A 13,606-nucleotide genomic window follows, 5' to 3' on the forward strand; every position below is an offset into this window, starting at 1 on the left:
AAAAAGATTATGATTCAAATAGACGATAAATTAATTTCTGAGGATATTTTTTCTGAAGAATTTGTATGCAATCTCACCAAATGCAAAGGAGCCTGTTGTGTGGAAGGCGATGTAGGAGCTCCTCTTGATAAAGATGAACTTGTGATTTTAGATAATATTTTCGATAAAATCAAACCTTATCTTACTCAGGACGGAATCAAGGCTTTGGAAGAACAGGGCACATGGACGACTGATCCCATGGACGGTATGTATGTTACGCCTATGATTGAAGATGCAGAATGTGCTTACGTAACTTTTGATGAGCGCGGAATTACAAAATGTGGAATTGAAAAAGCCTATGAGGACGGTGCTGTAGACTGGCAGAAACCTATTTCATGCCACCTATATCCGATACGTGTTACTGAATATTCTTCTTTCACAGCACTGAATTACCATGAATGGCCTATTTGCGATGATGCATGCACATTAGGCAAAGAACTGCAGGTGCCGGTGTATAAGTTCCTTAAAACGCCTCTAACAAGGAAATATGGTGAAGATTTCTACACGACTCTCAGCGAAGTTGCAGAAGAATGGAAAAAGGAGTACGGATCATGATAAGTGATGAATTTCAAAATATAAGATCTGGTAGGAAATAAGGTTTGAATATGTTTAAAAACAAAATGACTGCAGAAAGCTTCTGCGGTTGTTTGTTTTATTTATTAAAATCATTGATTTACTTCGTTACAGTAGCTGTGACAGTTGTATTTTCAGCTTTTTTTGGAGCATTCTCCCAACCGTCTTCCGGCATTAAGGTAGCCACAATTCTGTTTTTGGAAAGATATTTTTTAGCAACGTCCTGAAGATCTTTTACCGTCAGGGCATTTACTTTCTCCTGATAACTTAGTATCTCATATTTATCGCTTCCATCCAATTGATTTTTTGAGATTGCATTCATCCAAAAAGTATTGTCTGTCAAAGATGTATGATAATCATTGATCTCACCTCGCTTATATTTATCAAGATCTTTCTGCTCCGGCCCTTTATCAATCAGTTTCTGCAATTCAGCAATAGCATTTTCCGTCAATTTATCTGCGTTTTCGGGACCACATGGAAAAGTTATACTGAAATTATAATTGCCGTAAGGAATTCTGCTCATTCCACCTTCTGCTTTTCCCTGATAGATTCCGCTTTCGTTTTCTCTCAGTTTTTCAATAATCTTAATGGTTGCCACCTCACCTAAAGCAGACAATGCCATATCTTCTTTTTCATTATATGGAACTTCACCGGAATAAACGATCTGCACCATACTTTTAGGCTCTTTTCCTTTCTTATAAACTTTTGTATGACTTCCGCTTAGGGGTCTGTATCCTGTATCTCTGAAATTGGTTTTTTTTCCGGTAGTCGGCAATCCTGCTATATATTGTAGAACTTCATTTTTAAATTTTTCCTCCTCAATATTTCCCACAAAATAAAAGTGGAAATTTCCAGCATTCGCAAATTTATTTTTATAAACATTATAAGCCATTTTATAATCTGTAGCTTCCCAGTCTTTTTCCATAGGAATCAGACCAGTAAATCGTGGGTTTTTCTGATTGACAAATTTTGCGTACTCACTTGAAAAATAAAACTGAGGGTCATACAGAACATTAGCCAACATGGCAGACCTGTTAATTTTGAATGTATTAAACGATTCAGAACTATAGTTCAAACCCGTAAAATAAGCATACATCAGCTTTAATGCAGAGCTCAGATCTTTTTGATTCGTACTTCCTGACACTCCCTCTAAAACATTGCTGATAAATGGGTTTACATTTACCTGTTTCCCTGCAAGATAATTGTTAAGATCGGTTTTAGAAAATCCGTTTACTCCTGCTTCGGTAAGGGCATCATAAGCAAACTGAGTTTTTTTGTAATCTGAATCATTCAATAATGAATTTCCTCCCGAACTTATTGCAGAGAAAACAATTTCATCATCTTTGAAATCAGTCTTTTTAAATGTGACTTTAGCGCCATTGCTTAAAGTCCATGTAGTAATACCTAATTTAGAATCAGTTTCAGCTTTTGTAATTTTACCGTCAGACTTAAAAGGTTTGACTAAATCTTTGATTATTTCTTTATCTTTATAAGGTTTAAGATCAGCCATTTTTACATTCTCGAAAGTATTCAGAACCATTGCCTCGGAAAGCATCTTCAGACTACTATTTTCAGGCCCAGTGAAAACAATAGCACTATTCTCCTCTTTCCTCATTTTACTGATTACGTCATTGGTCTGAGCGAGTGTAACCGTTGGTAAAAACTTAGTTACATTTTCATATTCCCAGTCTAAACCTGCCATTGGAGTCTGTTTCAGATAATTTTCAACATATACATCCACAAACATATCATTTTCAATCTTATCACGGTTGTTATAAGATCTTTCCAAACTTGAAATCATTTCAGATTTTATTCTGCTTAACTCATCCTTTGTAAAACCAAATTTCTTCGCTCTCTCAATCTCCTCTAAAAGTACTTTTAAAGCATTTAACTGATTTCCTTCTTTTACTACTGCGTATCCCTGAAAAGCTTTTTTACTTCTTGCAAGCGTTTCGCCATAGCCAACGGAGCCCGTAATGAATGGAGGGTTATTTGAGTCAGCCAAATCTCTTAGTCGATTGTTTAACATTGCAATAGCTATACTTTCAATAAGGCCTTGATTATACTGCTCAATGGTAACTTGCGGCTTAGAGTAATCTGCATCATTCATAATAAATTCAACGTTGGAACTTGTCGCATCAGGATCGGTCTCTATTGCTATAAAAGTTTCTTTATGATTAGGTAAATCATAAATTTTTCTTTCTTTAGGGTTCTGTGGATTTTTATATTTTCCAAAATTATTTTTGATTTTGCTTTCAACCTCATCTACATTAATATCCCCTACCACTACGATCGCCATAAGATCGGGCCTGTACCAATCTTTGTGGAACTGTCTCAACTGATCCGGTTTGAAATTTTCAATAATCTCTTTCTTACCGATCGGAAGCCTTTCTGCATATTTAGACTTGTTAAGAATTTTGGGCAGATACCTATCAGACATTCTTTTGTCCGCTCCCAGTCCTATTCTCATTTCTTCTAAAACAACACCTCTCTCTCTGTTGATCTGTTCGTCTGTCAATGTGGCGTTGAAAGCCCAATCTTCCATAACTTTAAGGCCGGCATCAAGATTTCCGGGTTTATCCAAAGGTACGGGGAGCATATAGACGGTTTCATCAAAACCGGTGTAGGCATTAAGATGCTGTCCGAATTTAATCCCTATCAACTGTAAAAAATCTACCAGACTATTATCCGGAAAATTTTTGGTCCCGTTAAAGTTCATGTGCTCCAAAAAGTGGGCAATCCCTCTCTGATTTTCATCTTCAAGAATTGACCCTGCATTAATGGCTAAACGTAAGCTGACCTTGTGTTCAGGTAAATGGTTTTTTCTAATGTAGTATTTCATCCCGTTTGGAAGAATACCTGTTTTAACGGAAGGATCTAAGGGAATAGTTTGTGCAAATACATTAGCTAGAGTCATAAAGACAATACCTAATGATAATAGGATTTTTTTCATATAAGTGTTATAATTAATTAAAAAACAAAGATATAAATTTATTATATAAGAAAAAAAACCATCCTTAAAACATTCGTTAAACTTAGTTAATGTAAGTTAACAATAACTGAGTACATAAAAAAGACCGGAAAATTTCCGGTCTTTTAAAAATATAAGTCGTTAATTTTTACTTGAAATCAGCTTCGCTTACTCCTGAGTTCAAAGTAACTTTATTTGTTTTAATGGTAACCTTCTGACCGCCGCCTTCAGCTTCGATCAGTTCAGGAAATTTAATCCCGTCAACAGTCATATAGCTTTTCATAATGGCATCTCCCTGCCCAGTTCCTGCTTTGTAGAGCAATCCTGTTGCAGCATCAAAATAGAATTTCCCCTTATCTGAAGATAAGACGTTGTAATCTTTATTGTCAATTTTCTCAACCGTTACAGTCTGGAATTTCGATGCGTCATAACCCAATGCGTCAATCGTCTTGCTTTTTTTAAGCTCCTCAATCTGATTGGCCGGAATATCCGTTTTATTACCCATCTGGTTCATGTAACCTTTCTCTCCATCAAAAACCTGAGTCATTTCCTGTCCCATCACAGACTGCACAGATTTAAATTTATTCCCCATTTTTTTGGTGGTAGAGTTGATATCCATCCCCTGAGCCGTAATTGTATTTTCGATAACAGTAGATTTTACTGCTTCCAGTTTAGCTTTACCGCCAAGAGCCGTAAGATAGTTGTCCACTACCTGCTGTGGGGTGATTTTTGAATTTGAAGCTTCAGCTTTTACCGGAGCTGCTGACGTCTTTTTTTGCGCTACTGCTGATGTAGAGAAAAGTACAGCGCAGAATAACGGAAGAATTATCTTTTTCATAGGTAGATATTTATTGTTTAGTTCAGAATATTATCGGTCTAATGTAGGATTAAAAAATCTGAATAATTACGATAACATCAATTTTAATTTTTGCGATGTAAATATAAGAATTATGCATGATATGGAAAGATTAAGTTTTCCCATAAAAAAAGCCACCGAAAATGGTGGCTTTACTATTTATAAAAGCAAATTACTTTTTAAGTTCTTCTAAAAACTCGTCGTGTGAAATTGCAGTTTCTTTTTTAGTCGCTTTTTCAAGAATTACATCTTTCAGTTTTGCCATGGCCACTTCAGAAGAGATTTGTCTTACCTGCTCCTGGTCTTTCAACATTTCAGCAGCATATTTCTGAACTTCCTCATCTCCTAAATGATGAATTCCGTAGATCGCCAATTGATTTCTAACCAACTGTTCAGCCTGAGCCAAAACATCAGCATAATCTAACTGGATATCATTATCAGACATCAGTTTACCTTCAATGATCTGGTATTTCAACTGGTTTTTCTCTGCTTCAAGAATCTCTTTAGCCTGCTCTTCAGACTGAATGTTCTGATTAGAGAATACCAACCACTTCGTTAAAAATGCTTCAGGCAGCTGAACCTCTTCTTTCTCAGAAACCTGCTCCAATACTTTGTTTACAAAGTGAACATCAGCATTTTGCTGGAAATACTCGTCTAATTCGGTTTTTACTTTATCTTTAAGCTCCTCCTCAGTTTTGATATTGCCTTCACCGTACACTTTATCAAATAATTCCTGATTAAGTTCTGCCAGATTTAAGCTGTAAAAATCTTTCACTTTTACTTCAACTTCAGCATGGTGTAAATGCTCAGCCTCCTCTTTAGTGAATCCTAATTCTTTAGCTAAAGTTTCGTCAGATGCAAGCGTTTCTTTAGAAACTTTCACAGACTCATCCATTTTCAAAGCTTTTACCAATTTGAAAGCATCTTTGTTTTCAGCAGTAATGGTAACATTCTTTGGATGGTGGTGGTGCTCTCCTTCAGCATCCTCTTCCACAACCTGAGAAATCTCTAAGTTGATATAAGAATCTTTAGTGATTTTGTCCTGCGGAACCTGCTCTGCAAAACGCTTCTGCATGTTTTCGATGCTTTTGCTGATTTCTTTATCAGAAGCTTCCACCTTATAATGAGGAGCTTCATATTTAGCCAAATCTATTGTAAATTCAGGTTCGTAACCTACTTCGAAAGCAACTTCCAACTTCTCAGCATTGTGATTGAAATCATTCACGGGCTGAGGTACTGGCTGACCTACAAGTCTCAGTTTATTTTCGTTGATATAGTTATTCAAAGCATCAGAAACTTGTTTGTTGATTTCTTCGAATGCAATCCCTGCTTCATATTGCTTTCTAACCATACTCAAAGGCACTTTTCCTTTTCTGAATCCGGGAACTTGTGCGTTTTTAGCATAATTAATCAATTGCTTTTCTACTTTTTCTTTGTAGTCAGATTTCTCCAATGTTACTGTAAGCAATGCACTTACATCATCATGGTTTTTTGCGGTAACCTTCATTATTGATTAAAATTTTAGGTTGCAAAAATATGAATTTTTTATTAAAACGAACCATTCATTTTCTTATAATAAAGTTAAAATAACAAACCACTGAAATATCAGTGGTTTGTTATTAGGATGATTGTTTTAATTTATAATATTATAATTTGCCTGCGCATCTGTTTCGCCTCCTGTATGAGTACCGTAAACAACTCCGTTTCCACTGACTGCAGACGCCTCAGAAACCGTTACAGGTTCATGATATAATGTAAGAACCAGCTGACTTGCTGCAGATGCATTCTTCACAGCAGTGTTTACAATCCATTTAGTTTTTAATCCTACACGGCTTCCATCTTCTCTTGTGGAAGTGTTGTCATCTGTACGGGTCAGTGTAATATCAGAATTTGGAAAGTTATATATTAAGAAATGTTCATTTTTAGCATCTTTTATTTCCTGAGTAGCATCCTCATCTCCGTTTTTAAAAATCACCTCCACATTATAGGTATGGCCATTGATCAGCTTAACGTTAGGATTGGTTGTACTATTCACCTGATAATCATAAATTACCGGAGTTCCTGTAGCTTCATCTGTCACTTTTAAAAGAACATCAGAAAGTTCTTCCTGAGGAAGGTCATCTGATTCATCATCACTTCTGTTACATGAGGTTAAGCTTAAAGAAATAACTAGAAATAAAAGACCTAAAGTAAGCGCAGTATTTTTAAAAATATTTTTCATTTTTTTTTTGATTTAAGTAATTAAAATTGATATTTAAGAGTTAAAATAAAGTTTCTTCCCATCTCATCTGAAAAGAAACGAAGTCTGTTCAGATAATCTCTGTAAGACTGATTTAGGACATTTCGGACTGAGAAATCAATACCGAAATTTTTAGACAGATTGACACCTGTACGAAAGTTCCAAAGAGAATAGCCTTTCGGTGGTGTAGAAATATCTACTTCCTGATTATAAGCATTTCCATCAGAATCAAATAATCTTATCGGAACATTATAAACAGGAAATCTGGATTGCTTTAAAAAAGTATTGTTACTTATATTAACATAAAAGTTCCCCCATTCTTTTTTATTAAATTCCAGTGAATTATTAAAATTGGGAGGCATCATCAAAATAAGAGGAACATCATGAGTAAGATCCTGCCCGTAAACATATGATGCACTTCCTTTATATTCCAGATTATCTGTCATTTTGAGTTGTACATCAAGATCTAGTCCATACATTTTTGCATCAATCTGCTCGTAATTATACACTACAAAAGCACCACCCCACTGGGTATTCTGATAACCTTTAGGGATCTCATTGATAAAATTTTTGGTGTAAAAGAAATATGGATTCACGGATACATTGAGACCTTTTAATACATTTGCTCTTATATCAGCAATCATATTAAACTGGCTCCCGTCTTCGCTTTTTATCCGCATATCCCCTCTTTCAATAATCGCTGCCGAGTGATGCAGACCATCTGCAAAAAGTTCAGCAACATTGGGAGATCTAGAGACTCTGGCATAATTAAACTTCAAATCGAAATATTCCGAAGGACGATAAACGATTCCTCCATTCACTGAAATATTATGATAACTCAGAGTTGGGTTTGTAAGAATTCTGTTTTTATTCACCCTTACTACAAAGTCTGAATAATCTGCGTCATAAAGTTTATTCCAGTCGCTCAGATCATACCATTTAGTCACATCGTAATGATCAAAATCATATCTTCCGCCAAGCTCCATATCTAATTTGGGAGTAATTTTGTATTTTAATACAGAATATATTCCCCCATAATACCTGTCATAATTAGGAACAAGACGCCTAGCTTCTGTCTGCGTATTAGAATAATTATTCTGGTAACCAGCATTAATCCCGGTTTCAAGATTCCAATTTCCTCTTTCAATAAGATGATTGATATTTAGATCATTGGTTATCAATTCAAGGTCTAAAGCCGGCTTTTTGCTGAGTTCTTCTCCACGTCGAATATCAAACTCTTTCCGGTGATTGTACTGAAAACTGTATGTCGCAGTAATCTTCCCGAAATTTTTAAACCTCTGATAAGCCGAAATTTTAGCAATATGATGCTCAATTTCCTGACTCGGATTATCAATATCATAACTGAAATCCCTTTGATAGAAAGGTTGCGGTGCAGTGAGAGCCGCCCGCAGATCTTCCGAATTTCCTACATGGGAACTTCTGAGAATACCAATTGAACTTTTCGTCAGATAATAATCAAAAGAAAAACCTTTGTTAAAAGTCATTTTCTGAACACCAAAATTAAATCCGGAACTCTGAAGTCCTGTATTCATCAGACCATAATCAGGAGCATGGAGATCCCCGAGCTTTTTAAAACTTCCATTGGTTTTGACAGCCCATCCGTTTTCCCATGTTTTTGCCAATTTTATATTAAGGTCTGCACCTCTGCCATTAGAGATACCAGAAAGAGAAACAGCTCCCATAAGAGTATCTTTTTTGGGAAGAATCTGAGGCTGCAAAAGAACAACTCCGCCAACAGCTCCATTTCCATATTTCAGTGCTGAAGCTCCTTTGATCACATCAATATGTTCGAAATTATTAATATCAACATTCGGTGCATGCTCAACTCCCCATTCCTGCTCAGCAAGCCTTACACCGTCGTTAAGGATAGAAACCCGACTTCCGTAAAGTCCATGAATAATTGGTTTTGCTATATTATTTCCGGTTTTAAGTACATTGACTCCGGAAATATTAGCCATCAAATTTCCAAGATTTTCAGTAACGTTTCGCGAGATCATTTCTTTATCTATCGTCTTCACAACCAGACTCCCATTATTCCTATGACTTCCGTGAATGGTCACCGTTTCAATATCCTGCACATGATGTTCAAGGGTAATGGTAAGATGCAAATCCTGTGTAACTCCTACATTTTCAGTATAATCATTACAGTCAGGATGCTTTGCAATGAGCGTATAGTTTCCCGAAGGAATTTTATTGAAAGAAAACTTTCCGGCTTTGTCTGTTCTTGCAGAATAACCTCCCAATGTCACCACTGCATTTTCGAGCGTGGTTTTATCATGGAAATCCTGTACTGTCCCCTGAACAGTGAAAGTTTTCTGTGCATTTGTCAACACCAACCCACAAAGGATCAGCATTACACTATAAATCAGTTTCATTGTGATAGCTTGATTGTACTTTGGCTGCAGGATTTTAATATTTTATAGTAAAACCTTCTTATCATCTGAATTGATGACTCGCAACAACCAAAAGCATTGTTCGTTAAAAAATTTGGATTAAATTTTCTTTAATATTAAATTTCAGAATCCCCTTTACATGCTCTGATTCTAAAAAGAATCATTGGACTTTATGCATGTTGCCAAGATCCTTTATTCAGGAATTCAGCATCAATATGCTTATCTTCAGGGATGTTTAAAAAATCGATCTGATTATTACTCCGGCAATACTCAGGTTCTGATACCACATGAATGGTTAAACGATAATCAGTGTAAATATCAGGTACTTCAGACCATTTAAACTCTAAAATTTAAATAAAAAAATCCGGTAAATAAATCGGTGATTAAGAAATTGTGGGCGGACCCCGAAGTCGGAATGAAAATTTAGTCTGAGACCAAATTCTTTCCTGAACAGCAATGATCTGTTCCACCTGGTGCGTATAAGCCCCAAAGGTGACACTGAACTCTTCAGGAATAAGGGTATTTCCGGTTGCCAGGAAATGACAGGCAAGACAGTCGCCTGCTTTTTCCTTAGCAAGGTTCTTTGAAATAGTATTTTCTGTTTTTTTAAGATTAAAACCTATAAAAACATCTGCCGAATCATGACTGTGGAAACTTGAAGAAAACAATGCAAAAAAGTAGATCCCAAATAAGAGTTTGGAAACAAAACTTTTCAGATTTCTGCTTTCTTTAAAAATCATCCTGCAAAAATAGCAATAAAATTCTAAAGGTATTTATTTAAAGATTAAATTTTGATTAAAGAAAGAATATATTATCGCATCACCCATATTGGAGCCCTGTAACTGTGCAAAAAAAGGACAGGCTTAAAAACCTGTCCTTTCCATTGATATTTCATTAAAATTAATCCAGCTGTGTTCCGAGATGCTCCCATTCCTGCAGTGCAAGATCAAGCTCTTCTTTGATTTTGTTATACTTTTCCAAAGTTTCCTCAGAAGGATTTTCCTTGGTGAAAGATGCTTCAAAATTTTCTATGTTAGTTTCCAGTTCTGAAATTTTTTCTTCTACTTTCTTCAGCTTATTCTGAATATTTTTTTGTTCCTTACTTACTATTACTGTCTGAGAGACAGCTGGCTTTTCTTCATTTTTTTTTGGTTCAGCTTTTGGTTCATCACTGTGGAGTTTTGCTTTTTCAGCAGAAATCTCACGGATGCTTTCCTTTTGTCTGAATTCAAGATATTCATTAATATCACCAAGGAATTCTTTCATGTGCCCATCACGGAATTCGTAAATTTTATCACAGAGCCCCTGCAGGAATTCTCTATCGTGAGAAATTACGATTAATGTCCCTTCAAATTTCTGTAAGGCCAGTTTGATAATCTCCTTAGACTGAATATCCAGGTGATTGGTAGGCTCATCCATAATCAGAGTATTAAAAGGACGCAAAAGCAGTTTACATAATGCCAGACGGTTTCTTTCACCTCCGGAGAGCACCTTTGTTTTTTTATTAACGGCTTCTCCCTGAAAAAGAAAAGATCCCAGCAGATCCCGGACTCTTGGTCTGGTTTCCTCTGTCGCTGCATCTTCAGCCTCTTCCTGAACCGTTTTATTGGGAGTCAATACCTCTTCCTGGTTCTGAGCGAAGTACCCGATATTTACATTGTGACCTAAATTCCAGTTGCCTGAATACTCTTTAATATCTCCTGAAAGAATTTTCGCCAAAGTTGTTTTACCCTGTCCGTTTTGCCCCAGAAGAGCAATTCGGTCACCACGCTGAACGATAAAATCCACATCATCAAAGATCTGCTTTTCACCATAGGATTTACCGAGATTCTCTGCTTCGAAGATAACCTTTCCCGGAACCTGTGACTGCACGAAACGGATATTGAACTTAGAAACATCTTCGTTATCTACTTCGATCCGCTCTATTTTATCTAATTTTTTGATCAGGGACTGAGCAAAAGAAGCTTTGGTGGCACTCGCACGGAACTTATTGATATTATCTTCCATCTGCTTGATTTCCGCATCCTGATTTTTCTTGGCCTGAATCAGTTTTTCGCGGCGGTCTTCACGCATGACCAGGTATTTTGAGTAGTTGGCTTTGTAATCATCTACTTTCCTGTTATTGACATCAAATGTCCTGTTACAAACTGCAGTCATAAACTGTTTATCGTGACTTACCAGAAGAATTCCTCCCGGATAATCTTTCAGAAAGTTCTCGAGCCAGATGATTGACTCCATATCCAGGTGATTGGTAGGCTCATCGAGAAGCATCAGGTCATTTTTTTGCAGAAGCAGTTTCGCGAGTTCGATCCTCATTCTCCAACCACCTGAAAATTCATCAGTTATTTTTTGGAAATCATCTGCTTTAAATCCCAGACCGAATAATACCTTTTCGATATCACCTTCCAGATTATAAGCATCATGGTGCATCAAAAGATCATTCAGATCCGTCATTCTGTTGATCAGATCTGTATAAGAATCACTTTCATAATCGGTTCTCACCGTCATCTGATGATTGATTTCCTCCAGTTCCTCTTTCCATGCATTGATCTGCTCAAAAGCCTGCATGGTTTCATTCCATACCGTTCGCCCTTTGACAAAATCAAGATCCTGTTTAAGAAATCCTATGGTAATACTTCCTTCGGGAACTACACTTCCCTCATAGAACGTGATTTCTCCGGAAAGCATTTTAAGAAGCGTGGATTTCCCCGCTCCGTTTTTACCAACCAAACCAATTTTATCATCCTTTTTAATGGTGAAATTCACGTTTTGAAACAAGTAGTTTCCTGAATGATGTAAGCCTAAACCTTGAACCGAAAGCATCTTTATGAGTAATTAATGATGAATAATTTGTACCGAATATTTTTCGGGTGCAAAAATACGGAAAATAAAGGACTTTGAATTTAATAATTCCTCACGGTAATATGAAAACAGCTCTGCTGACGTTCTTTGATGTAGTAAATCCGTCCTGCATCGGCATAATATTTTAAAACTTTTTCTAAAGCAGCCTCCAGTTTGGGATTATTTTTCAACTTATTATCAAATCTCACGTAAGAAATATCAAAAGAATTCCCATAATTGTGCGAACTGACTCCCAGCGATGCATTAGCATTGACTCTCCGTAATCTGCACTGATCTTCCAGCGTTCTTGTCAGGGATGACACCGTAAAAGTATGTCCTTTGGTATCTTTACTGAATTTAGAGCCTATCTTTTCTAATGTAGCTTTCGCTTTTGAAACCAGATACGCCCTGCTGTAATCAAGCTTTTGAACACGGTAGCCTTTTCCTGTTTTATTAACAGTGTGAAATTTTCCTTTATTAATATACTTCTGAACCTGTGAAGTGTTTTTGAGAATGTTTACATGAAAACTTTTTGAAGCATCTAAATGAGGCTTATAAAGAATCGTTGGCTCCACTTTTAAAACTTCTGCGAAATCATAGCACGGTATCACCTTTTTAGAACCCTGACTGTAAAAAACATGATAAAAAAAGAATAGAATAATATAAATCAACTTCCTCATTGAAAACTATTTTGAAACTCTATACGCAAAAATACAGTTTTTGATGACGTAAAAAGACTTAAATTAAACAGAACCTTCATAAGATTTTACTAACACATAAAAACACATAAATAGTGTTAATCTATTATCATATAAATTTAAAAATGATTCAATATTTAAAAAATAAACACTTCAATCTCTTTAATTCTGAATAATTAATTTTTGTAAGTTTGCTTTACAAATTAAAAATACATAAAAAAGATGATTTCAAAAACTTCAAAATTTTTTGCTGAGATGCTCGGCACAATGGTACTTGTCCTGATGGGCTGCGGAAGCGCAGTGATCGCAGGGGCAGACGGCACAACAGGAATAGGTCTTTTGGGAATTTCATTCGCATTTGGTTTGAGTGTCATAGCAATGGCGTACGCAATCGGACATATTTCCGGATGTCATATCAACCCAGCCATTTCTATCGCCATGGTTGCAGCCGGACGGATGAAACCGGACGAAGCTATACGGTATGTCATTGCACAGATTATCGGAGCTGTTATAGGTGCAGGAATTCTCTATGTCATTTTCATAAATCACCCGGGTGCTGTATTAGCTCCATGGGCTTTAGGATCCAACGGTTGGGGAACAGGATATCTGGATGCTTATAATACAACTGCTGCTTTCGTGGCAGAATTTATATTCACTTTTATTTTCCTCATGGTGATTTTAGGTTCAACGTCCACCAAAAATATCAACGGCGGATTCGCAGGTCTGGCCATTGGTTTTTCACTAGTATTAATCCACATCGTCGGAATAAAAATAACAGGAGTCTCTGTAAATCCAGCAAGAAGTATAGGCCCCGCAATTTTTGCCGGAGGAGAAGCCCTTTCACAGCTGTGGCTGTTTATAGTTGCTCTGGTACTAGGAGGTATTGCAGCTGCATTTACTTATAATTTATTGATGGAAAGACCTGATCAGGTAAAGTAATTTTATATTACAGATTTTAAAAAATCCTGTCTTGAT

The 13,606-nt window shown here is 36.3% G+C and carries 10 protein-coding genes; 2 read left to right on the forward strand and 8 right to left on the reverse strand.

Annotated features, from left to right (window positions below; genetic code table 11):
* The first annotated feature begins 9 nt into the window (after positions 1-9).
* Positions 10-594: a DUF3109 family protein gene (locus tag AC2A07_RS18250; RefSeq protein WP_314494912.1), complete on the forward strand. Its 585-nt coding sequence runs from the start codon at positions 10-12 to the stop codon at positions 592-594.
* 118 nt (positions 595-712) lie between these two features.
* Here AC2A07_RS18250 and AC2A07_RS18255 read toward each other — a convergent pair whose 3' ends face one another.
* From AC2A07_RS18255 to AC2A07_RS18290, 8 genes are all read right to left on the reverse strand, one after another.
* On the reverse strand, positions 713-3,565 hold the full coding sequence (locus AC2A07_RS18255; protein ID WP_484051561.1) for a M16 family metallopeptidase: 2,853 nt from the start codon (positions 3,563-3,565) through the stop codon (positions 713-715).
* A 166-nt stretch (positions 3,566-3,731) separates the two neighbouring features.
* Entirely contained in the window at positions 3,732-4,421 is a 690-nt protein-coding gene (locus AC2A07_RS18260) for a hypothetical protein (protein ID WP_484051562.1), read from the reverse strand.
* A 190-nt stretch (positions 4,422-4,611) separates the two neighbouring features.
* The gene (locus AC2A07_RS18265; RefSeq protein WP_484051563.1) at positions 4,612-5,946 is read right to left on the reverse strand and encodes a trigger factor; all 1,335 of its coding nucleotides are present in this window, start codon (positions 5,944-5,946) and stop codon (positions 4,612-4,614) included.
* A 126-nt stretch (positions 5,947-6,072) separates the two neighbouring features.
* Entirely contained in the window at positions 6,073-6,660 is a 588-nt protein-coding gene (locus AC2A07_RS18270) for a hypothetical protein (RefSeq protein WP_484051564.1), read from the reverse strand.
* Between the two features lie 20 nt (positions 6,661-6,680).
* Positions 6,681-9,074, reverse strand: a complete 2,394-nt coding sequence (locus AC2A07_RS18275; RefSeq protein ID WP_484051565.1) for a TonB-dependent receptor — start codon at positions 9,072-9,074, stop codon at positions 6,681-6,683.
* A gap of 401 nt (positions 9,075-9,475) precedes the next feature.
* Positions 9,476-9,832: a hypothetical protein gene (locus AC2A07_RS18280; protein ID WP_484051566.1), complete on the reverse strand. Its 357-nt coding sequence runs from the start codon at positions 9,830-9,832 to the stop codon at positions 9,476-9,478.
* Between the two features lie 160 nt (positions 9,833-9,992).
* The gene (locus AC2A07_RS18285) at positions 9,993-11,915 is read right to left on the reverse strand and encodes an ABC-F family ATP-binding cassette domain-containing protein (RefSeq protein WP_484051567.1); all 1,923 of its coding nucleotides are present in this window, start codon (positions 11,913-11,915) and stop codon (positions 9,993-9,995) included.
* An 80-nt stretch (positions 11,916-11,995) separates the two neighbouring features.
* The gene (locus AC2A07_RS18290; RefSeq protein ID WP_484051568.1) at positions 11,996-12,613 is read right to left on the reverse strand and encodes a DUF5715 family protein; all 618 of its coding nucleotides are present in this window, start codon (positions 12,611-12,613) and stop codon (positions 11,996-11,998) included.
* Between the two features lie 240 nt (positions 12,614-12,853).
* Between AC2A07_RS18290 and aqpZ the strand changes: the two genes are divergently transcribed.
* On the forward strand, positions 12,854-13,570 hold the full coding sequence (aqpZ, locus tag AC2A07_RS18295; protein WP_484051569.1) for an aquaporin Z: 717 nt from the start codon (positions 12,854-12,856) through the stop codon (positions 13,568-13,570).
* Positions 13,571-13,606 lie beyond the last annotated feature (36 nt).

Source organism: Chryseobacterium sp. HNCC26DJ238 (genome assembly GCF_057180465.1).